The sequence below is a fragment of the Demequina phytophila genome, assembly GCF_000971135.1.
GTDB classification, from domain to species: domain Bacteria; phylum Actinomycetota; class Actinomycetes; order Actinomycetales; family Demequinaceae; genus Demequina; species Demequina phytophila.
Genome location: NZ_BBLW01000003.1, coordinates 128636 through 150725, shown reverse-complemented (window position 1 = coordinate 150725; position 22090 = coordinate 128636). Strand labels below are relative to the sequence as shown.

Annotated in this window: 21 protein-coding genes; 16 read left to right on the top strand and 5 right to left on the bottom strand. The window is 69.8% G+C overall.

Annotated features, from left to right (window positions below; all coding sequences use genetic code 11):
• Positions 1-11: 11 nt before the first annotated feature.
• The 6 genes from AOM01_RS05755 (at position 12) to AOM01_RS05730 (ending at position 3901) form a co-directional block, all read left to right on the top strand.
• Positions 12-1376 (top strand): acyltransferase family protein, encoded by a 1365-nt coding sequence (locus AOM01_RS05755; protein ID WP_062290336.1) that lies wholly within the window; start codon positions 12-14, stop codon positions 1374-1376.
• The gene (locus AOM01_RS05750; RefSeq protein ID WP_228374225.1) at positions 1373-1858 is read left to right on the top strand and encodes a DUF805 domain-containing protein; all 486 of its coding nucleotides are present in this window, start codon (positions 1373-1375) and stop codon (positions 1856-1858) included. The genes AOM01_RS05755 and AOM01_RS05750 overlap by 4 nt, the downstream gene beginning before the upstream one ends.
• 44 nt (positions 1859-1902) lie before the next feature.
• Complete coding sequence (locus tag AOM01_RS05745) at positions 1903-2277, top strand: DUF805 domain-containing protein (protein WP_062290330.1); 375 nt, start codon at positions 1903-1905, stop codon at positions 2275-2277.
• A gap of 75 nt (positions 2278-2352) precedes the next feature.
• Complete coding sequence (locus tag AOM01_RS05740) at positions 2353-2727, top strand: DUF805 domain-containing protein (RefSeq protein WP_062290326.1); 375 nt, start codon at positions 2353-2355, stop codon at positions 2725-2727.
• 50 nt (positions 2728-2777) lie between these two features.
• Positions 2778-3449 carry an SDR family oxidoreductase gene (locus tag AOM01_RS05735; RefSeq protein WP_062290324.1) on the top strand — a complete coding sequence of 224 codons (672 nt, stop codon included), beginning with the start codon at positions 2778-2780 and terminating at the stop codon, positions 3447-3449.
• A gap of 35 nt (positions 3450-3484) precedes the next feature.
• Positions 3485-3901, top strand: coding sequence for a hypothetical protein (locus AOM01_RS05730; RefSeq protein WP_062290321.1), 417 nt, complete (start codon positions 3485-3487; stop codon positions 3899-3901).
• A 243-nt stretch (positions 3902-4144) separates the two neighbouring features.
• On the opposite strand, the gene AOM01_RS05725 is transcribed toward AOM01_RS05730, so the two are convergent.
• A complete protein-coding gene (locus AOM01_RS05725) occupies positions 4145-5236 on the bottom strand; it encodes an inositol-3-phosphate synthase (RefSeq protein ID WP_062290319.1) in 1092 nt (363 codons plus the stop codon).
• A 15-nt stretch (positions 5237-5251) separates the two neighbouring features.
• Positions 5252-5836: a PadR family transcriptional regulator gene (locus AOM01_RS05720; protein WP_062290315.1), complete on the bottom strand. Its 585-nt coding sequence runs from the start codon at positions 5834-5836 to the stop codon at positions 5252-5254.
• Between the two features lie 214 nt (positions 5837-6050).
• On the opposite strand from AOM01_RS05720, the gene AOM01_RS05715 reads away from it, so the two are divergent.
• A complete protein-coding gene (locus AOM01_RS05715; RefSeq protein WP_062290311.1) occupies positions 6051-8375 on the top strand; it encodes a transglycosylase domain-containing protein in 2325 nt (774 codons plus the stop codon).
• A gap of 57 nt (positions 8376-8432) precedes the next feature.
• On the opposite strand, the gene AOM01_RS05710 is transcribed toward AOM01_RS05715, so the two are convergent.
• Both AOM01_RS05710 and AOM01_RS05705 read right to left on the bottom strand, forming a co-directional pair.
• A complete protein-coding gene (locus tag AOM01_RS05710; protein ID WP_062290308.1) occupies positions 8433-9476 on the bottom strand; it encodes a lipid II:glycine glycyltransferase FemX in 1044 nt (347 codons plus the stop codon).
• Between the two features lie 148 nt (positions 9477-9624).
• Positions 9625-10887, bottom strand: a complete 1263-nt coding sequence (locus AOM01_RS05705; RefSeq protein ID WP_156155855.1) for a carboxylate--amine ligase — start codon at positions 10885-10887, stop codon at positions 9625-9627.
• Between the two features lie 234 nt (positions 10888-11121).
• Between AOM01_RS05705 and rpsF the strand changes: the two genes are divergently transcribed.
• The 5 genes from rpsF to dnaB all read left to right on the top strand — a co-directional run bounded on the left by rpsF (position 11122) and on the right by dnaB (position 14529).
• Entirely contained in the window at positions 11122-11412 is a 291-nt protein-coding gene (rpsF, locus tag AOM01_RS05700; protein ID WP_062290305.1) for a 30S ribosomal protein S6, read from the top strand.
• A 55-nt stretch (positions 11413-11467) separates the two neighbouring features.
• Positions 11468-11977 (top strand): single-stranded DNA-binding protein, encoded by a 510-nt coding sequence (locus AOM01_RS05695; protein WP_062290302.1) that lies wholly within the window; start codon positions 11468-11470, stop codon positions 11975-11977.
• Between the two features lie 29 nt (positions 11978-12006).
• On the top strand, positions 12007-12243 hold the full coding sequence (gene rpsR / locus AOM01_RS05690) for a 30S ribosomal protein S18 (RefSeq protein ID WP_062290299.1): 237 nt from the start codon (positions 12007-12009) through the stop codon (positions 12241-12243).
• 15 nt (positions 12244-12258) lie between these two features.
• Entirely contained in the window at positions 12259-12705 is a 447-nt protein-coding gene (gene rplI / locus AOM01_RS05685) for a 50S ribosomal protein L9 (RefSeq protein ID WP_062290296.1), read from the top strand.
• Between the two features lie 447 nt (positions 12706-13152).
• Positions 13153-14529, top strand: a complete 1377-nt coding sequence (gene dnaB, locus AOM01_RS05680; RefSeq protein ID WP_062290294.1) for a replicative DNA helicase — start codon at positions 13153-13155, stop codon at positions 14527-14529.
• A gap of 7 nt (positions 14530-14536) precedes the next feature.
• Here dnaB and AOM01_RS05675 read toward each other — a convergent pair whose 3' ends face one another.
• Positions 14537-15571, bottom strand: coding sequence for a LacI family DNA-binding transcriptional regulator (locus AOM01_RS05675; protein WP_062290292.1), 1035 nt, complete (start codon positions 15569-15571; stop codon positions 14537-14539).
• A 309-nt stretch (positions 15572-15880) separates the two neighbouring features.
• Between AOM01_RS05675 and AOM01_RS05670 the strand changes: the two genes are divergently transcribed.
• The 4 genes from AOM01_RS05670 (at position 15881) to lacZ (ending at position 22054) form a co-directional block, all read left to right on the top strand.
• Positions 15881-17200: an ABC transporter substrate-binding protein gene (locus tag AOM01_RS05670; RefSeq protein ID WP_062290289.1), complete on the top strand. Its 1320-nt coding sequence runs from the start codon at positions 15881-15883 to the stop codon at positions 17198-17200.
• 81 nt (positions 17201-17281) lie between these two features.
• Entirely contained in the window at positions 17282-18226 is a 945-nt protein-coding gene (locus tag AOM01_RS05665) for a carbohydrate ABC transporter permease (protein ID WP_082110025.1), read from the top strand.
• A complete protein-coding gene (locus tag AOM01_RS05660; protein WP_062290287.1) occupies positions 18219-19028 on the top strand; it encodes a carbohydrate ABC transporter permease in 810 nt (269 codons plus the stop codon). Before AOM01_RS05665 ends, AOM01_RS05660 begins: the two co-directional genes overlap by 8 nt.
• Positions 19025-22054: a beta-galactosidase, LacZ type gene (lacZ, locus tag AOM01_RS05655; protein WP_062290284.1), complete on the top strand. Its 3030-nt coding sequence runs from the start codon at positions 19025-19027 to the stop codon at positions 22052-22054. The genes AOM01_RS05660 and lacZ overlap by 4 nt, the downstream gene beginning before the upstream one ends.
• The last annotated feature ends 36 nt before the right edge of the window (positions 22055-22090 follow it).

The following is a 22090-nucleotide window of genomic DNA, read 5'->3' as shown; positions in this document are numbered from 1 at the left end:
GCATCGGGGCCATGGCCGACCAGGTCGCCGCTGCCGTCGCCGCGACTCCCGCCACGCGGGACCGATTCGTGGACCTCGTGCGTGTCGGATCGCTTCTGGGCGTGGTGCTCGGCCACTTCGCCATGGCGGCGGTGACGCTCGACCATGCGACCGGCACGGTCGACATCGCGAACGTCCTCGAGCTCGCGCCCTGGACCCGCCCGCTCACGCTGCTGTTCCAGGTGATGCCCCTGTTCTTCGCCGTGGGCGGGTTCGCGCACGCGACGGCCTGGCGCTCGCTGCGCGCGCGTGGCGGCGGGTACGCGGACTTCGTCCACGCTCGGGTGAGCCGGCTGGTGCGGCCGGCGCTCGTGTTCGTCGGCGTGTGGACCGTGATCGCCGTGATCGTGGAGGCGGCGTGGCGTGACTCGCCCGCGACCGCGCCGCTGCTCCAGATCGCGGGCCAGCTGCTGTGGTTCATCGGCATCTACCTCATCGCCGCCGCGCTCGCTCCTGCCCTCCTCGCGCTCCACGAGCGCGCGCCCGCCCCCACCCTGGCCGCGCTCGTCGGCGCGACCGTCGCGGTCGACGTGCTCCGGCTGGGCGCCGGTATCGACGGCGTGAGGTGGCTCAACTTCGCGTTCGTGTGGCTCGCCGTCCATCAGCTGGGCTTCCACTACGCCGACGGTGTCGCGGACCGGTGGGGCGCCCGACGCCTCGGGGGGACGATGCTCGGGCTGGGGGTCGCGGCGCTGGTCGCCCTGGTCGGGTGGGGGCCGTACGGCATCTCGATGGTGTCCTACGAGGGCGAGGAGCTGTCCAACCTCGCACCGCCGACCGTCGCGCTGCTCGCCTTCGCGGTCGCGCAGTGCGGCGCGGTCCTGCTGATGCGGGCGCCGGTGACCCGCGCGGTCGCGTCACGGCGGGTCTGGACCGCGGTGATCGCGGGCGGCGCGGTCGCCATGACCGCGTTCCTCTGGCACTTCTCCGCGCTCGTCGCGATCTATGCGGCCCTGTGGGTCGCGGGGGTCGACGTGAACGGCGACCCGACCGCCGCATCGTTCTGGTGGACCAAGCTCGCCATGCTCCCGGTGTTCCTCGCGCTCGTCGGCGGCCTGGTCGTGCTGTTCCGACGGTTCGACCGCCCGCCGCCACGCGCGGACCTCGTCGGGCCCCGGGCGGCGCGGACGGTGCTCGCCGCCACCGCCGTGACGTGCGCGATCGTCGGCATGATCGCGTTCGCGACCACCGGGTTCCGCGGCGTCCTGGGCGGCTACACCGGGCACGTCGCGGGTGTCCCGGTGACGGTATGGAGCGGCGCGGTGCTGGTGGCCGCGTCGGACGTGCTGTCGCGGGTGGCGGTCCGCCGACCGCGCGCGTCTAGAGTGACGAGGTGACCAGGGGCGGCCCCATGGGCTTCGGCGAGGCGGTGGCGACGTGCTTCAGGCGGTACGCGACCGTGCGGGGCCGCGCGCGCCGCTCCGAGTTCTGGTGGTTCCAGCTGTTCGGCTCGCTGGTGTGGATGGCCGCCGCCGTGACGTTCGCGCTCCTGTGGCTCGCGGCCTTCGCGGGTGAGGCGCGCCCGTCCGAGGACCCCGCGATCAACCCCGACGCCGTCGCGTGGGCGCCGCTGACGGCCGCGTTCGGCGTGCTCCTCATCTCTGTCCTCGCGGTCGGCGTCCCCACGCTCGCCGTGACGGGCCGCCGGCTCCACGATGTGGGGATGAGCGCCTGGTGGCTTCTGCTGCTCGTTCCTGGCCTCGGCATCGTCCTGCTCGCGATCTCGGTGGTCGCGGGTCAACCAGGCGCCAACCGGTTCGGACCCGACCCGCGCATCGTCCCCGGCGCTTCCAGGGACAACGCCGCCGTCTCTCGCTAGGGTGGCGGTGCCGGCACATGCCGGCCCGACGAAGAGGGGTTCCCATGGGCGGTTACAGGCTCGCACTCTCGAAGTACGCACAGTTCTCCGACCGCTCGCGCAGGCGCGAGTACTGGGGGTTCGTGCTCGTGAACTTCCTCATCTATGTCGTGTTCAGCATCCTGCTGGCGATCGCGGGCTACGACTTCGAGACGATGGAGCCGAGCGGCTTCGCGGTCGTGATCCTGGTGGTGCTCGCGATCTACGGCCTCGCGATCCTCATCCCGTCGCTCGCGCTGCAGTGGCGCCGCTACCAGGACATCGGCTGGCCGGGCGCCGTGTCGATCATCGGATGGTTCTTCCCGCTGCTCACCTTCATCGTGGCGCTGATCCCCGGCAACGTGGGCGCGAACCAGTACGGCCCCGACCCGAAGGGCTGATCCCAGGCGGTCGCCGCCGCGCGCCGCGCCCGCCGCGCGCCTAGGTTGAGAGCATCGGGCTCTCAGGGGGACGTCATGGGCGGGTACGTCGCGGGGATCAAGCGGTACACGGACTTCACGGGACGCTCCCGACGGAGCGAGTACTGGGGGTTCGTGCTGGTCAACGCGGCGATCTTCGTGGTGGTCGCGGTGCTCGCGCTCACCGTGGGGCGCGACACCGAGGCCGGGACGTACACCACCCTCGGGTGGGTCCTGGTGATCGCGCTGTCCTTCTACGGGCTGGTGCTCCTCATCCCCACGATCGCGATCCAGTTCCGCCGCTACCAGGACATCGGCTGGAACGGCGCCGCGTCGATCATCGGGTGGTTCATCCCGCTGCTCACGCTGGTGGTGGCGTGCATCCCTGGCGTCGAGGGCCCCAACAAGTACGGTCCCGACCCGAAGGGCTGAGTTCGACGTCCCCGGTTGCACGCGTGCACGTGTCGGGCCAGGGTGGAGATATGAGCATCCCGGCGCGTGTGGGCGTGGTCGGCGGGGCCGGCAAGGTCGCCCGCCGGCTCATCCCGATCCTTCTCCACCGGGACCACGAGGTGGTCGCGTTCGCGCGACGCGACGAGCAGCTGCAGGCGCTCGCGGACCTCGGCGCGATCCCACGCAGGCTCGACATCGAGACCGCCGACGAGCCCGACTTCGCCGCGGTGCTCGGCGGGTGCGACGCGATCGTCTTCGCGGCCGGAGGCGGCCCCGACGGCAACGCGTCCCGCAAGCGCACCGTCGACCTCGAGGGGTCGTTGAAGTCGATCGCGGCCGCCAAGCGGCGGGGCATCAAGAGGTTCGTCCAGGTGTCGGCGATGGGCGTCGACGCGGACCCGGACCCCGAACGCGGCGACGTGTGGACCGCGTACGTCTACGCCAAGCGCGAGGCCGACATCGAGCTGCGCAAGTCGGGGCTCGCGTGGACCATCCTGCGGCCGGGGATCCTGACCGACGATCCTGGGACCGGCTGCATCACCATCGGCGACAAGGTCCAGCCGTACTCGATCCCGCGAGTCGACGTCGCACAGACCATCGCCTCCTGCATCTCGCGGCCCCGGACGGCCGGGCACCAGTGGGAGATCATCACCGGCCCGCACCCCATCGGGACGGTGCTCGACGAGCTGACGGTCGAGTAGGCCGCGGGCACGTGCCGCGCGGCTAAGGTCGCCCCATGGCCACCTGGAAGCACGTCACCACGTACCTCGCGCGCGAGCTGCGCGCCCAGCCCATCGACAAGGCCAGGCTCGCGATCGAGCTGCCCGGCGCGAGCGAGGGCGCCGGTGCGGCTGGCGCCGCGCCCATCTCGCTGGTCGCGGTCCATGCGTCCGGGGAGGACGCCAGTGCCGAGCAGGTGATCCTGCGCGTCGTGGTCGGCAAGGCCGCGGACCTCGACATGCCGTCCGCGCTCGCGGTCGCTGGCACCTCCTCGCGCGGCGGGCTGGTGGCGGCCGGCGACACGGTGCTGCTCACACACTCGTTCCTGCTGGCGCCGCTGACCGCGCAGGAGGCCCAGGGCACGGCCGCGGTGTCGATCGCGCACCTCGCGGGCGTGCTCGAGCAGATCCGCGCGGCGCAGCCCGCGGGATAGGGCTCGCGGGCTGCGGTGCGCGGGCTGCGCCGCAGCCAGACTCCACACACCGGGCGCGGTGGGAGCGCTCCCGCGCTGCGCATCGCGTCGCATCGCGCGACCAGCGCCGGTGCACCTGCAGAATCCGTGTGGAACCTGGTCGGGCGCGCGGGAGCGCGGACGCGCCCGGGACAGCGAAGGACCCGGGCCCCCTCAGCGGGAGCCCGGGTCCTCTCTACCTCAGCTGGTCTCGGCCGAGACGGCTCAGCGCTCGACCTCGCCGGCGATGAACGACTCGAGCTGGGCGCGGCCCTTGGTGTCCTCCATCTGGACCGGCGGCGACTTCATGAAGTACGTCGACGCGGACAGGATGGGGCCGCCGATGCCGCGGTCCTTGGCGATCTTCGCGGCGCGCATGGCGTCGATGATGATACCGGCCGAGTTCGGGGAGTCCCACACCTCGAGCTTGTACTCGAGGTTGAGGGGCACCTCGCCGAACGCGGAGCCCTCGAGGCGGACGTACGCCCACTTGCGGTCGTCGAGCCAGGCGACGTAGTCCGACGGGCCGATGTGCACGTCGCGGCCGTCCTTGATGCCGCCCAGCGGGCCGGTCAGGTTGGAGGTCACGGCCTGCGTCTTGGAGATCTTCTTCGACTCGAGGCGCTCGCGCTCGAGCATGTTCTTGAAGTCCATGTTGCCGCCGACGTTGAGCTGGTAGGTGCGGTCGAGGCGCACGCCGCGGTCCTCGAACAGCTTCGCGATCACGCGGTGCGTGATGGTCGCGCCCACCTGCGACTTGATGTCGTCGCCGACGATCGGCACGCCGGCCTCCTCGAACTTCGCGGCCCACTCCGGGTCGGACGCGATGAACACGGGGAGCGCGTTGACGAAGGCCACGTTCGCGTCGATCGCGCACTGCGCGTAGAACTTGGCGGCCTCCTCCGAACCCACGGGGAGGTAGCAGACCAGGACGTCGACCTCGCGCTCCTTGAGGATCGCGACGATGTCCACGGGGGTCTCGTCCGACTCGACGATGGTCTGGCGGTAGTACTTGCCGAGGCCGTCGAGGGTGTGACCGCGCTGGACCTGGACGTCCGTCTTCGGCACGTCGCAGATCTTGATGGTGTTGTTCTCCGACGACTGCGTCGCCTCGACGAGCTCCTTGCCCACCTTGAGCGAGTCCACGTCGAACGCGGCCACGAACTCGATGTCCGAGACGTGGTAGTCGCCGAACTGGACGTGCATGAGGCCGGGCACGTTCTCGTCGGCCTTGGCGTTCTTGTAGAACTCCACACCCTGGATGAGCGACGTGGCGCAGTTGCCGACGCCGACGATGGCGGCACGAAGCTTGGCCATGTGATGTCTCCTTGACTAGTGGCCCGTGGTGGGGCCGGGGTTGTCACCGCCGGGGGCGGATCGTTCATTCTCGATGAGCCGGTCGAGCCATGAGATCTCGCGCTCGACCTGCTCGAGGCCGTGGCGCTGGAGCTCGGTGGTGTAGGCGTCGTGGCGCTCGTGCATGCGCTTGAGCCCCTCGGCCACCTCCTCGAGCCGCTCGGAGAGACGGCTGCGCCGCCCCTCGAGGATCCGCAGCCGCGTCGCGGCGTCGGTGTGCGCGAACAGGGAGAAGCGCACGTCGAACGTGTCGTCGTCCCACGACGACGCGCCGGCGCTCGCCAGCTCCTGCGCCAAGCGGGCGCGACCCGCGTCGGTCAGGCTGTACGCGATGCGTGCGCGCCGGGACGATGCCGGGGATGCGGCCGCGGGCTCCTCGCCCGAGGCCTCGATCAGCCCCGCCTCGACCATGCGTCGCAGGCACGGGTACAGCGACCCGTAGCTGAGGGCCCGGAAGGGTCCCAGCTCGGCTCCCAGACGCTTGCGTATCTGGTAGCCGTGGAGCGGCTGGTCGCGGAGGATGCCGAGGATCGCGAGCGTCAGGACGTCCGTCTTGGCCACTCGTCTCCCCTCTCTCCTCGGGCCCGCTGTCGCGGGTCGATATCACGACCTGTTGTATCGCACCGATACATCGGAGACGGTACATGAGCGCGCCGCGGCGCGCGAATCCGCCGCGCCGCGGGACGCGTCGCGGGACGTCACGGGGGTGCTGCGCGTTGGACGATGCGGCGGTCACCCGGGCCGCCCCCGCACCGGCACTCCGTAAGGTGGTCACGTGACCGAACGCTCCAGCAGCCCTCAGCGCGTCCCCACGCGCGCCTCCTCGACGCCGTCCCAGCCGACGCGCCGCAGCACCCGCGCGACCCAGCCCGGCACCTCCGGGTGGGCGAGCACCGGCGTGCAGGCGACCGCCGCATCGTCCCCGGTCACGGCGCCGAAGGGCGGCGGCAGCGGTGGCGGCGGCGGTGGCGGCAAGGGCACCCGGGGCAAGGACGGCAAGGGCCCCAAGCCCGCGCAGCCGCGCTGGAAGAAGGTCCTCAAGATCACCGGCCTCACGGCGCTCATCGCGTTCCTGGTCGCCGTCGCGGTCGGCGCGATCGGGCTCATGGTGATCTACTCGCGGCTCGAGGTGCCGGAGGCGTCGGACGTCGCGCTCGCGCAGTCGTCGACCGTGTACTGGTCCGGCGGCAAGCAGGAGATGGCCAAGGTGGGCGAGGTCGACCGCGAGATCATCGACTGCTCCGCGCTGCCCGAGTACGTGCCGCACGCGATCGTCGCGGCGGAGGACCGCAGCTTCTACACGAACCCCGGCATCGACTTCACCGCGACCGCCCGCGCGCTCTATCAGACGGTCATCAAGGGCAACACGCAGGGCGGCTCGACCATCACGCAGCAGTACGTCGAGCGCTACTACGTGGGCGAGACCACCACGGACATCCGCGGCAAGATCAAGGAGGCGCTGCTGGCCCTCAAGGTCGACCAGGAGCAGTCCAAGGACGAGGTGCTCTGCAACTACATGAACACCATCTACCTGGGCCGCGGCGCGTACGGCATCGAGGCGGCGGCCGAGGCGTACTTCGGCAAGCACGCCGAGGACCTCACCCTGTCCGAGGCGGCGATGCTCGCCGGCATCATCCCGGCGCCCAGCGCCTGGGACCCGCGCCTCGACCCCGACAAGGCGGAGTCGCGCTGGAACTACGTGCTCGACGGCATGGTCGAGGCCGAGTTCGTCTCGCAGGCCGAGCGCGACGCGCAGGAGTTCCCCGAGACCGTCGACTACGCGTCCTCGGACACGTACGGCGGCACCACCGGCTACCTCATCCGCGCGGCGCTCGACGAGGCGATCGCGACGCTCGACCTCACGCAGGAGGAGCTCGAGATGGGTGGCTACCAGGTGGTCACCACGTTCAAGAAGCAGGACCAGAAGGCGGTGGTCCAGGCCGTCAAGCAGATGCCCAAGGACCACGCGGACAACCTGCGCGTGGCGGCCACCACCGTCGATGCGGGGACCGGCGGCATCACCGCCATGTACGGCGGGCCCGACTACCTCGAGGTGCAGCGCAACGCCGTCACCCAGGACATCGCGCAGGCGGGATCGACCTTCAAGCCGTTCGCGATGATCGCCGCGCTGTCCAACGGCTTCTCGCTCGACACCCAGTACCTCGCGAACGACTCGATGACGCTGCCGGGCTTCGAGAACCCCGTGCGCAACTTCGCGGGCGTGAACTACGGCTGGATCGACATGGTCGAGGCGACGAAGAACTCGGTCAACACGTACTACGTGCAGCTCAACGAGGCCGTGGGTCCCGAGGTCACCATGAACACCGCGATCAAGGCGGGTCTGCCCGAGGACACGGTGGGCCTCGACGCCAACGCCGCGAACGTGCTCGGCACGGCGTCGCCCACCGCGATGCAGATGGCGCAGGCCTACTCGACCATCGCGGACGGCGGCCTGTCCAAGGGCACCTACACGGTGCAGCGGATCATCGGCCCGGACGGCGAGGTCGCGTTCAAGCACGAGACCGAGGCGGATCGGGTCTTCTCCCAGGACGTGATCGCGGACACCACGTACGCGATGCAGCAGGTGGTCCAGGGCGGCTCCGCGTACAAGGCCGCGGAGCTCGGCCGCCCGATCGCCGGCAAGACCGGCACGTCGAACGACAACAACTCGGCCTGGTTCGCGGGCTTCACGCCGCAGATCGTCGGCATCGTGTCGATGTACCAGGTGGGTGACGACGGCTCGGTCCAGTCGATCACGCCGTTCGGCGGCTACTCGGAGATCACCGGCGGCTCCGTGCCCACGGACATCTGGGTGTCCATGATGGGCCCGATCCTGGACCGCCTGCCCATCGAGGAGTTCCCGCCCCGCGCGGACGTCGGGACGGCGGTCAACACGAGCCCGTCGCCCACCGCGACCGCGTCTCCCTCGCCGGAGCCGTCCGAGACCAGCACGCCGAAGCCCACCAAGACCAGCACGCCGAAGCCGACCAAGACGTCGGAGCCGGTGCCCACGGAGACCACCGAGCCTCCGGTCACCACCCCGACGCCGGAGCCCACCCCGACACCGACGGCGACGGCGGCTCCCGACGCCGGGCCCTGACGCGCGACGGGACGATGCGCGGGGAGCCTCCCGCGCATCGTCCCCCCGGACGGTGGGCTAGCGGGCGACCGCCCGCTTGAGCCTGAGCGCGGCGACCAGCGCGCGGTAGCGCAGCGGCTTGAGCGGCACGTCCCACGCGCCGTCGCACTCGACGATCTCGCCGAACTGCTGCTTGAACTCGCGCACGCCCATGAGCTGGGGCGCGCGCTCGGAGCCGACGCCGAAGAGGTCGTACTCGCGCACGCCCTCGGCCTTGAGCGTGGTGAGGATCTCCCACTTGATGCGCAGCGCGGCGTTGGTGTCGCGCGCCTCGAGGTTGTTGCCCGCGTAGTAGTCGGTGCCGCCGTCCTCGTGGACCACGGCGATGACCCACGCGACGGCGCGGCCGGGGGTGAGGTCGCCGTCCGGGCCGGCGTCGTGACGGCGCGCGACCCAGATGCGGGCGTGCGGCGCGAGGGCCGTGAGCATGGTGAGGTACATCTCCGCCGGGAAGATGCCGAACCCGGCGCCCGCGGCGGTCTCCTTGTAGATCGCGTAGAGCTCCTCGAAGTCCTCGGCGCTCAGGCCGGTCTCCTCGGTGACCGTCATGGCCTCGTCCTGGAGGGTCTTGCGGATCTTGTAGCGGCCGCGCTTGGAGAAGGACGCCATGATCTGGTCCTCGGGCGGCGTGAGGTCCACGTAGACCGTGTGGTCGAACGTGACCGTCTGGAGCAGCTCCTGCAGGTCCTGCGCGGGGTGTCGCGCATGCAGACGCAGGAACGTCGCCCACGGATAGCGGGTCTTGAGGTCCGCGGTGAGGGCGTCACGGATCGCCTTCTCGTGCTCGGGCGTGCGCTCGACCAGCGGGATGGGACCGTGCTTGGCCCAGACGTACGGGAAGCCGCGGACCTCGTAGCGGGACAGGCTCACCACGGCGACCGGCGTGCCGGCGGCGTCGCAGATCGCGAGGCGGTCCAGGTGCTCGCGACCCTCGACCGCGGCGTCGTACGCGTCCCACGCGGGCGACTGCTCGATCGGGACCGGGTGGTCGGCGGTGCGGGCGAGCTCGAGGAAGCGGTCGTCGGAGACGGTTTCGACGCTGAGGGGCGTGGGGATCGTCATGGGAGCGAGCCTAGCGAGCGGCCGGGGCGGCGCTCGCGGCGGTGCTCGCGGCGGCGTGGTCCGCGGCCGCATCGCGTGACTGATACACCGGCGCAGATCCCGGGCCGGAGTTCTGCGCTCCCGTATCAACGGGGTGGAGAGGCGTTGCCTAGAAGCCGCTCTCCGTGGGGCCCGGGTAGTGCTGGCGGTACTTCTGCACCAGGCGCAGGTCGAGCGCGCGGACCCACAGCCTGCGCTTGAGCGACGCGTCGCCCCGGTAGCGCAGCGGGTGGAACACGCCGTGGCGGCGCTTCGCCGCCTTCACCTTGGCCTTCAGCTCGGGGTCGAGCAGGTAGCGCAGCAGGAACCGGTACGGCACCACCGAGTAGAGCACCTGGTCGGTGGGGGTCCGTGCGGGCGCGGGGCCGTCGACGGTGTCGGGCAGAAGGTCGCGGGCGACCAGCTCGGCCACGTTCGCGCCGGACGCGGTGACGTAGAAGTTGTTGCGGCCGATGCGGGGGTTGACCTCGAAGAAGACGCTCTCGCCGGTGCGGGAGGACACCTTGTAGTCGAAGTTCGCGAAGCCGCGGTAGCCGGTGTGGTCGAGCAGGCGGGCCGCGGCCTCGAAGGCCTCCGGGTCGTCGTGCGTGAGGATGGCCGCCGGGATGCCGAGCGTGCCCGGCGTGTGCTCCTCGAGCAGCACCTGGCCGCCCGCGACCAACGTCACCTCGCCGGAGGAGTCGCGGTACGCGGTGAGCGATCGCATGCAGGTCTCGTCGCCGGGCACGAACTCCTGGAGCAGGAACTCGCTCGGGTACCGCTGCGCCTCGAGATGCGCGAGCACCTCCGCGATCTCCGCCTCCGAGGTGAAGTGGTGGATCTTCTGCTTGCCGGGGAACTCGACGCCGAACCAGTCGGCGGAGTCGGCGGGCTTGCCGATCACCGGGTACTCGAGGCCGGCCTCCCGCACCCGGGCGAGGGCGTCCGCGGGGGCGACCGTGGCATCGTCCCCCGTGAAGCCCACCGGGATGGTGAGGGGCGTGCGGATGCCCACCGCGTCGCAGGCCTCCGCGAACGTCACCTTCGAGGAGACCGCGTCGAACATCGCGAGGTCGGGAAGCGGCAGCACCCAGCGCGGGTCCAGCCGGTCACGATGCTCGGCCAGCAGGCGCACGTGGTAGTCGAGGTTGGTGAACAGGAGCAGCGTGTGGTCGGGGTGCTCCGCCGCGATCTCGTCGAGGCGGCGCAGCAGTGTCTCCGGCCCGAACACGTCGGGCTCGATCACCCAGCGCGCGAGGGTCGAGTGCCTGCCGAACGTGGTGACGCGCGGGCCCAGCACCAGCGACTCCCAGCCGAACCGCTCGTGCGCCGCGCGCTGGAACGCGTACGTGCCGATGTCGCCGCCGAGTCCCACGACCAGCACCTGCTTCACACACACCTCCGCGATAGCCCCGGCCAGTCTAGGGGGCGGCGGTCCGGCGCCTACCGGGGCGACGCGTGCATCGTCCCTCCCCAGGCCGGGACCTGCTACTGGCGCGCTGTCACCGAGGGACGGTATCCTGGACCGTCGCGCGACTCACGCCACCTGGCGGGGACGAGCGCGACTGCATCACCCTCCTGCCACGGAACGTCCGTGGCCGCATGAGTCCAGAGGAGGTGGGTATAGATGCGTCAGTACGAGATGATGATCATCCTCGACCCTGAGATCGACGAGCGCACGGTCACCCCGTCGCTCGACAAGTACCTTCAGGTCATCACCGGCGACAGCGGCACCATCGACAAGCTCGATGTGTGGGGCCGTCGCCGCCTGGCCTACCCGATCAAGAAGAAGAACGACGGCATCTACGCCGTGGTCAACTTCACGTCGGAGTCCGCGACCGCGAAGGAGCTGGAGCGCCAGCTGGGTCTCAACGAGACCATCCTCCGCACCAAGCTGCTCCGCCCGGACGCTCACTAAGTCCGGGCCTCTCCCGACTCTTACCAGCGCATACACGAAACCAAGGGGAACACACATGGCAGGCGACACCCAGATCACCGTGGTCGGCAACCTCACCGGAGACCCGGAGCTTCGCTTCATCTCCTCCGGCGCGGCCGTCGTCAACTTCACGGTGGCGTCCACCCCCCGCACGTTCGACCGTCAGTCGAACGAGTGGAAGGACGGCGAGACCCTGTTCATGCGTTGCTCCCTGTGGCGTGAGGCCGCCGAGAACGTCGCAGAGTCCCTCACCAAGGGCATGCGCGTGATCGTGACCGGCCGTCTCGTGTCGCGCTCGTGGGAGGCGAACGGCGAGAAGCGCTCCGTCATGGAGATGCAGGTCGACGAGGTCGGCCCCTCGCTCCGCTACTCCACCGCCAAGGTCACGCGCACGCAGCGCGGCGGCCAGGGCGGCGGGTTCGGCGGCGGCGGCGGTGGCGGCTTCGGCGGCGGCAACTCCGGCGGTGGCTACAGCGGCTCGCCGGCCGGCGGCTCCTCGAACGACCCGTGGGCGACCGCCCCGGCGTCGGACGAGCCGCCGTTCTGATCGGTACTTTTTCACTCAGGAGTCTTCACATGGCTAAGCACGACATCCGCAAGCCGCGCAAGAAGGTCAACCCGCTCAAGGCCGCCAAGGTCGACAAGGTTGACTACAAGGACACCGCGCTGCTTCGCAAGTTCATCTCCGACCGCGGCAAGATCCGTTCGCGCCGCGTCACCGGTGTCACCGTCCAGGAGCAGCGCGAGATCGCGCGCGCGATCAAGGTCGCGCGCGAGATGGCGCTCCTCCCCTACTCCGGCTCCGGCCGCTGATCGGGGGGATCCCACATGGCTAAGGTCATCCTGACCCACGAGGTCTCCGGCCTCGGCATCGCCGGCGACGTCGTCGACGTCAAGGACGGTTACGCCCGCAACTACCTGGTTCCCCGCAAGCTGGCCACCCCGTGGTCGGCCGGTGCGGAGAAGCAGATCGACGGTCTCCGCAAGGCGCAGCGCGCCAAGGAGATCGCGACCATCGAGGGTGCCCAGGCCGCGCGTGACGCGCTGCAGGCCGCCCCGGTCGTCGTCGAGGTGAAGGCCGGCGAGTCCGGTCGTCTCTTCGGCGCCGTGTCGCCCGCCGAGATCGCAGCCGCCATCGGCGGCCGCGCGACGGTCGACAAGCGTCGCATCCACGTCGCCCAGCCCATCAAGGCGCTCGGCGAGTACCAGGTGAAGGTCACCCTTCACTCGGACGTGGCCGCGAACGTCACCGTCCAGGTGGTCGCCGCGAAGTAGTCTCGCGACTCTGTGGAGGCCCGGTTCCCGCTCCGCGGGAGCCGGGCCTTCGTCGTGCGTCCGGGGGTGGTCGCCGGACGTCCCGCGGACCGCGACCCCGCATACTCGGACATTTCGGCACCCCGGAGCGCGACACGCCCACGTGCGACACGCCCGGGAGTTTCGCGACTGAGTTGTCCACAGCGACCCTTCGGGTGAAAGCCCAGATAAAAGCCGCATATTTCGACTGAGTTGCGAGTCATCCACATCCTTGTCCACATGGCGCACGCGTGGCTGTCCACGGCCATCCCCGGGTCATCCACGGTTCTCCCCAGGTTCTCCACGACCCGTCCCCAGGCGCGCCCGATCTCGATTTGGCGGGGGCCGCGCGGGGCCCTACATTCGCGAGTCTGACCGGCTGTCGGAGGCCGGCGAGACACTGGGTGGGACCTGACGGAGAGGAGCGACATGTCCGTCGACGAGCTCGAGGCGGCGTACGGATCGGATCCCGGTCCGCGCAACAGCTTCGACCGCCTGCCCCCGCAGAACCTCGAGGCCGAGCAGAGCGTCCTGGGCGCCATGATGCTGTCCAAGGACGCCATGGCGGACGTCATCGAGGCGGTCCGCGGGGACGACTTCTACAAGCCTGCCCACGAGACCGTCTTCGACGTCGCGGTGAAGCTCTACAACGCCGGCGACCCGGTCGACGCGCTCACCGTGAGCGCTGAGCTCCAGCGCCAGGGCGAGCTGTCGCGCATCGGAGGCGCCGAGTACCTCCACACGCTCATCGCGATGGTGCCGTCCGCGGCATCCGCCGGCTACTACGCGCGCATCGTCCGCGAGCAGGCGATCCTCCGCAAGCTGGTCGAGGCGGGCACGCGCATCGCCAACCTCGGCTACGACGGCGAGGGCGCCGAGGTCGACGCGATCGTCGACGCCGCGTCCTCCGAGATCTTCGCCGTGACGGAGCGCCGCAACTCCGAGGACTACCTCGCCATCGGCGAGGTCATGGAGCGCACCCTCGAGGAGGTCGACGCCGCCTCGAACCGCGACGGCTCCCTGCGCGGCGTCCCCACGGGCTTCCGCGACCTCGACGACCTCACGGGTGGCCTGCAGCCCGGCCAGATGGTGGTCATCGCGGCGCGCCCTGCCGTCGGAAAGTCGACGCTCGGCCTCGACATCGCGCGCAGCTGCGCCATCAAGCACAACAAGACCGCCGTCATCTTCTCGCTCGAGATGAGCCGCGAGGAGATCACCAAGCGCATGCTCTCCGCGGAGGCGAGCGTCAAGCTGTCGAGCCTCACCAAGGGCCCCATGGGTCCGAACGACTGGGAGCGCCTCGCCCAGACCGCGGCGTCCGTCGCGAAGGCGCCGCTGTTCATCGACGACAGCCCCAACATGTCGCTCATGGAGATCCGCGCGAAGTGCCGCCGCCTCAAGCAGCAGCACGACCTCAAGCTGATCGTCGTCGACTACCTCCAGCTGATGTCCTCCGGCCGCAAAGTCGAGTCGCGCCAGCAGGAGGTCTCCGAGTTCTCGCGAGCCCTCAAGCTCCTCGCGAAGGAGGTCGAGGCGCCCGTCATCGCGATCTCGCAGCTGAACCGTGGCTCCGAGCAGCGCGGCGACAAGAAGCCCATGCTGTCCGACATGCGCGAGTCCGGCGCCATCGAGCAGGACGCGGACATCGTCATCCTCCTGCACCGCGAGGACGTCTACGACCGCGAGAACCGTCCCGGCGAGGCGGACTTCATCGTCGCGAAGCACCGCGCGGGACCCACGGACACCATCGAGGTCGCGTTCCGCAAGGACTACGCCCACTTCACGGACATGGCGCGCGACCTGTAGACCGCGCTCAGCGCGCGGGTGCGGGCGCGGTGGTGCTCCTCACCACGAGCTCGGAGGGCACCACCACGTCCGCGACCTCGAAGGGCCGGGGCGCGCCGATCTGGCTGAGCACCATCCGCACCAGCTCGGCCCCGATGCGCGGGAAGTCCTGCTGCACGGTCGTGAGCGGCGGCACGGAGAATCGGCTCAGCGCGATCCCGTCGTAGCCGACCACCGACACGTCGCGCGGGACCACCTTCCCCGCCTCGTGGAACGCGAGGATCAGGCCGAGCGCCATCTCGTCGTTCGCGCAGAACACGGCGGTCACGTCCGGGTCGTCGGCGAGCGCGCGTCCCACCGCGTGTCCCGCCTCCGCTGTCCAGTCCGCGTGGATCGGCGCGGGCGGCGCGATCCCCGCCTCGAGGAGCGCCGCGCGCCAGCCCGCGGCCCGCAATCGCGAGGGCTCCGAACCCTCGGGACCGCCCAGGTGATGCACGGTGCGATGCCCGAGGTCGAGCAGGTGCCACACCGCCTCGCGTGCGCTGCCGAACTCGTTGCTCGCGACGCGCGGGAACCGCCCGTGCGGGCGCGAGTCGGAGACCGCGACGGGCATGGTCGGGCGCATCGCGAAGCTGTCGCCCGGGCCGCCCTCCGCGCGCATGATGATGAGCCCGTCGACGGTCTGATCCGCCAGCCGCCGCGCGGCGGGCTCCCACTTGTCCGACTCGGCGTCGTGCACCGTGATGAGCGACACGCTGTAGCCCTGATCCTCGGCGGCCCGCAGCACGGCGTCCGTGGTGAGCGCCTCGCCGGTGCGGTCGAACCGGTGGGCCAGCAGGCCGATGCTTCCGTAACGGCCGTCGCGGAGCGCGCGGGCGGCGCGATTCGGCGAATAGCCCAGCTGCTCCATCGCCCGCAGCACCCGTTCCCGGGTGTCCGGCGCGACCACCTCCCTGCCGGTGGACACGCGCGACACCGTCTGCGCCGACACGCCCGCCAGCCGCGCCACATCACCGATCGAAGGTCCGGTCTTCCGGACCCCACGCGCTCCATTGCCCGCCATGCGCCGGAGTGTAGCCCCTTCGCGGCTCTCGCGGGATGTTGACGTAGCCATTCTGCTGTGCACGCTCACAACCGCGCATGAGTGCCGTTACCGCATCGTGACAAACCGATGGTTGGCGATGGACGATCCACTTGCTATGTTCACCTAAACAGTCCCCTGATCGGGGAGTGCGGGACGGCAACGACGTCGGTTCATCGAGGGACGTCGGCGTTGACGGATCCGTGCTCGAGGGGGCGGTTTGACCCGGTGGGCGTTCGACGTGGTGCGCCCGGTACGCCGGGCGCGTGCCGAACAGAAGGATGGACCTCAATGAAGAAGCTCCGGACCGGAATGGCCCTCGCGGCCACGGCCACTTTCGCACTCTCCCTCGCCGCCTGCTCCTCGGGCGGCTCGACCGACGACGCCTCGGGCGGCGCCAGCGGCGACGGCGAGGCCATGGGCAACTCGCTCACCGTGTGGGCGTGGGACCCCGCGTTCAACATCTACGCGCTGCAGGAGGCGGAGAAGGTCTACCAGGCCGACCACCCCGACTTCACCCTGGACATCCAGGAGGTCACGTGGGAGGACCTGCAGACCAAGCTCACCACCCTCGCGCAGTCGCAGGAGTTCGGCGAGCTGCCCGACATCTTCCTCATGCAGAACAACGCGTTCCAGAAGAACGTCATCAACTACCCGGACCTGTTCACCGACATCACGGACTCGGGCGTCGCGTTCGACGAGTTCCCCGAGGGCGTCACCGCCTACTCGACCGTCGACGGGATGAACTACGGCGTGCCGTTCGACGCGGGCACCGCGATCAACGCGATGCGCACCGACATCCTCGAGGAGGCCGGCCTCACGCTGGACGACTTCACCGACATCACGTGGGACGAGTACATCGCCCTGGGCGAGCAGGTGCTCGAGAAGACGGGCAAGCCGATGCTCTCCGGCATCGCGGGCGAGCCCGACACGATCCTCATGATGCTGCAGTCGGCGGGCCAGAGCCTCTTCGACGACCAGGGCAACCCGACCATCACCGACAACGCGGCGCTCGCGGCCTCGATCGACCTCTACTCCGAGATGGTCGAGAAGGGGATCTACCTCGAGGTCAACTCGTGGGACGAGTACATCGCGTCGATCGTCAACGGCAACGTGGCGAGCACCATCAACGGCGTGTGGATCTCCGGCTCCATCCAGACCGCTGAGGACCAGTCGGGCCTGTGGGGCGTGACCGACCTTCCCGCAGTCGACGGCATCGACGGCGCGACCCACTACTCCGCCAACGGCGGCTCCTCGTGGGCCGTGAGCTCGAACGCCGACGTGGCGCTCGCCGAGGACTTCCTGTCCGCGACGTTCGCCGGCTCGACCGAGCTCTACGACACGATCCTCCCCGGTGCGGGCGCCGTGGCGAACTGGCTCCCGGCCGGTGACTCCGAGGTCTACTCGGAGCCGCAGGAGTTCTTCGGCGGCCAGGCGATCTACGCGGACGTCCTGTCCTTCGCGGCGGGCGTGCCGGCGAACAACACCGGCGCCTACTACTACGAGGCGCGTGACGCGGTGGGTGCCGCCATCACCCAGATCATGGGCGGTGCCGACCCGGCCACCGCGCTCGGCGAGGCTCAGTCCACCGTCGAATTCGCGATGAACTGACACCATCTCGGATGGGGAGGGGGCCGGTTCCGGCCGGCCCCCTCCCGCACTGATCAGATCAGGGAGAGAACCGTGTCAACGATGACCCCGGTGGTGGTCCCCGACCGCACCCCCAAGAAGAAGTCCAAGGGCCCCAAGATCAAGCCCTCCCCGGCGGCTCGCCGCCGCAGCCTGACCGGCTGGGCATTCCTGCTCCCGGCGGCCGTGCTCATCGGCATCATGATGTTCTGGCCGATGTTCCAGGCGCTCATCCTGTCGTTCAAGACGGGTCGCGGCTCCGCGCTCGACTTCGCCGACCCGCTGTGGTTCAACTACGAGCGGATGCTGAGCGACGAGATCTTCAAGATGACCGTCGGCACCACGCTCCTGTACCTGGCCATCCAGGTGCCGCTGATGCTGGTGACCGCGCTGGTGCTCGCGAACATCCTCAACAACCCGCGCCTCAAGTTCAAGGGCTTCTGGCGCACCGCGATCTTCCTTCCGGCCGCGATCTCGCTCGTGTCCTACTCGCTGGTGTTCCGCACCATCTTCGCCACCGACGGGCTGGTCAACGACTGGCTCCTCGCGTTGCACCTGATAGACGGCCCGGTCAACTGGCTGGGCAACACGGACACCGCCCGCATGGTCATCATCCTGGGCCTGCTGTGGCGCTGGACCGGCTACAACATGATCTTCTACCTGGCCGGCCTGCAGAACATCGACCCGACCACGCTCGAGGCCGCGAAGATGGACGGCGCGGGACCCATCCGCACCTTCTTCTCCGTCACGGTCCCGCAGCTCAAGCCGATGATCCTGCTCACGGTGATCATGTCCACCAACGGCACCCTGCAGCTGTTCGACGAGTCGTTCAACCTCACCCGTGGCGGACCGGCCAACACCACCATGACGATGTCGCACTACCTGTACGAGGTCTCGTTCGTGAACAACCCGAACTTCGGGTACGGCGCGGCCCTGTCCTACGTGATCCTCGTCATGGTCGCGATCCTGGCCGCCATCCAGATGAAGGTGGGTGACAAGCGTGACTAGCAAGCTCCGCGAGGTTCCCAAGTACGCGTTCCTCAGCATCGTCGCGCTGCTGTCGGTCGGACCCCTCTACTTCATGGTGGTGTCCGCGACCAACACCAGCCAGGACGTGCTCGCCTCGAGCATGCTCCCGGGCACCAACCTGCTCGCCAACTGGCAGTCGCTCACCGAGTTCCAGGACGTGGGCGCCGCGATGTACCACTCGACGGTCAACGCGGTCCTCACCACGGTGCTCGCGCTGGTGGTCAGCTCGATCGCGGGCTACGGCTTCGAGGTCTACCACTCGCCCAACAAGGACCGCCTCATGTGGGTCCTCATGCTGGCGATGATGATCCCGTTCGCGGCGACGATGATCCCGCTGTTCCAGCTGTTCGCGGACCTCGGCATGGTCAACTCGGCGTTCGCCGTGGTCCTCCCGGTGATCGCGACGCCGCTGCTGATCCTGCTGTTCCGGCAGTCGGCCCGCAGCTTCCCGCACGAGATCATCGAGGCGGCCCGCATGGACGGCCTCAAGGAGTTCTCGATCTTCTGGAAGATGTTCGTGCCCACCATGCGACCCACCTACGCGGCAGCGGCGGTGATCACGTTCATGGCGGCGTGGAACAACTTCCTTTGGCCCAAGGTCATCCTGGTCAACAGCGACTACCAGACCATGCCCATGCTGATCTCGAACTTCACGGGCGGCTACGTGATCGACTACGGCGCGCTCATGCTCGCGGTCCTCATCGCCTCCCTGCCCACCATCGTCATCTTCTTCGTCCTGCAGCGCTCCTTCGTCGCAGGCTTCACCGGAGTGGTCAAGTGACATTCGATCCCTCCCGGATCACCGACCCCACGTTCGTCCACGAGCACCGGCGCGTCGCCCACAGCGACCACCGGTGGTTCGTGGACGGCGCGGAGGCGGCGACCGGCCTCAGCAGCTTCGAGCAGAGCCTCAACGGACTGTGGAAGGTGCATCACGCCAAGAACGTCGCGATGACGCTGCTCGGCTTCCAGGATCCGGCGACGGACCTGGACGGCTGGGACGACATCCCCGTGCCCGGCCACCTGCAGATGCACGGCTACGACCGTCCGCAGTACGTCAACGTGCAGTACCCGTGGGACGGCCTCGAGGACCTCGAGCCGGGACAGGTGCCCACCCGCTGGAACCCCGTCGCGAGCTACGTCAAGGACTTCACCCTCGACACGCCCCTCGCGGCCGGCGAGACCCTGTCCGTCACCTTCCACGGTGCGGAGAGCGGCATCGCGGTGTGGCTCAACGGCGCCTATGTCGGCTGGGCGACGGACTCGTTCACCCCGTCCGAGTTCGACCTCACCGCGCACCTGGTCGACGGCGTCAACCGCCTCGCGGTCCAGGTGTTCAAGTGGACGGCCGCGTCGTGGCTCGAGGACCAGGACTTCTTCCGCTTCCATGGCCTGTTCCGCGACGTCACCCTGTACCGGCGTCCCGCGGTTCACGCGGAGGACCTGCACGTCCACACCTCCGTCACCGAGGACCTGGGCACCGCCGAGGTCGCCGTCGACGTGGCGCTCGCGGGCGAGGGGACGATGCGTGCGCACCTCGTCGGGGTGGGTCACCTCTCCCCCGCGGGGGACGGGCGGCTGGCCATCCAGCTCGACGCGCCCCGCCTGTGGAGCGCCGAGGACCCGCACCTGTACGAGCTCGTCGTCGAGGTGCTCGACGCCGACGGGAACATCACCGAGGTGATCCCGCAACGCGTGGGCGTCCGCCGCGTCGAGATCCGCGACGCGATCATCACGGTCAACGGCCAGCGCGTGGTCTTCGACGGCGTCAACCGTCACGAGTTCGGCGCCCGCGGCCGCGTCATGACCGCCGCCGAGATCGAGGCCGACCTCCAGATCATCAAGCGAGCCGGCTGCAACGCCGTCCGCACCAGCCACTATCCCAACTCGAGCGCGTTCTACGAGCTCGCCGACCGGTACGGGCTGTACGTGATCGACGAGATGAACCTCGAGACCCACGCCATGTGGGACAGGGTCATCGCCGGCGAGCTCACCGTCGAGCAGGCGCTGCCGGGCGACCGGCAGGAGTGGAAGCCCGCCCTGCTCGACCGCGCCGCGAGCATGCTCGAGCGCGACAAGAACCACGCGAGCGTCATCATCTGGTCGCTCGGCAACGAGTCCTTCGGCGGCTCCGTGCTGCTCGAGGTCTCCGACTGGTTCCGCGCCACGGACCCCACGCGTCCCGTGCACTACGAGGGCGTCCACTGGGATCCGCGCTATCCGGAGACCACGGACATCACGAGCCAGATGTACACGTTCGCGGCCGACGTCGAGGCGCACCTCAAGGAGCACCGCGACAAGCCGTTCATCCTGTGCGAGTACGCCCACTCGATGGGCAACTCGTTCGGCGCGGTCGACAAGTACCTCGACCTCACCGAGCGCGAGCCGCTGTTCCAGGGAGGCTTCATCTGGGACTTCGTCGACCAGACGCTCCCGATGACGGACCGCTACGGCCGCGCCTACCAGGGCTACGGAGGCGACCATCAGGAGGCGCCGCACGACGGCGAGTTCAGCGCGAACGGCATCGTGTTCGCCGACCGCACGCCCACGCCCGCGTACCAGGAGGTCCGCTACCTCTACCAGCCGTTCCGGACGGCGATCTCGCGCGACGGGATCGAGATCCGCAGCCGCCGGCTGTTCACCGGCACCGACGACGTCGAGGCCGTGGTGACGCTCGCCCGCGAGGGCGTGACGCTCGCGGAGGAGACCCTCGACATCGACGTGGCGCCCCAGGCGTCGGTCACGTACCCGCTCCCGTTCAGCCTCCCGGAGGCCGCCGGCGAGTACACGGTCGATGTCGCGTACCGGCTGCGGCGTGCCACCACGTGGGCGCCGGCCGGCTACGCGGTCGGCTGGGAGCAGGAGGTCGTGACGGTCGAGGCGACGGCCGCTGCGAAGCCGGGCCGGGCATCGTCCCCCGCGCCGCGGGTGGTCGAGAGCACGCACAACATCGGCGTGCATGGGCCGCACTTCTCGGTGACGTTCTCGCGGCTGTACGGCGTGCTCATGTCGTACACGTACGGCCGCACCAGCGCCGGTGGCCGCGAGCTGCTGCGCCGAGAGCCGCCCATGCCGAACTTCTGGCATGCGCCCACCTCCAACGAGCGCGGCTGGCAGATGCCGTTCCGCGACGGACAGTGGCAGCTCGCGAGCCGCTACCGCAAGCCACGCGCGGGTTTCGAGAAGCCGCGCGTGACCCGGCACGAGGCGACGGTCGAGGTGACGTTCGGGTACGAGCTGCCGACGGTGCCGCCGAGCGAGGTGGACGTCTCCTACGTGGTCGACGGCGACGGCCGTGTCGAGACGACGGTGACGCTGAGGCCCGGCGAGGGCCTGCCCGACGTCCCCGAGTTCGGCATGCTGTTCACGCTCGACGCGGACCTGCACAGGCTTCGCTGGTACGGCGAGGGTCCCGCGGAGTCCTACGTGGACAGGCGGGGCGGCGCGCGGTTGGGCGTGTGGGACGGCGACGTCCGCACGCAGCTCACCACCTACATGCGGCCGCAGGAGTCCGGCAACCACACCGGCGTGCGGTGGGCGGAGGTGCTCGACGACGCGGGCTTCGGGATCCGTCTCGACTGCGCCGAGGGCATGGAGCTGTCCGCGCTGCCGTGGACGCCTTTCGAGATCGAGAACGCGCTGCACGCCAACGAGCTGCCGCCCATCCATCGCACCATCCTGCGGCCGGCGCTCGCGCGTCGCGGCGCGGGCGGCGACCAGTCCTGGGGCGCCATGACGCACCCCGAGTACCGGGTCCCGGCCGGGGAGCTGAGCTTCACGTTCGGCTTCCAGGGCGTGCTGCGCTGACGTGCTGAGGCGCGGCGCGCCGCCTCCCCCCTTGGG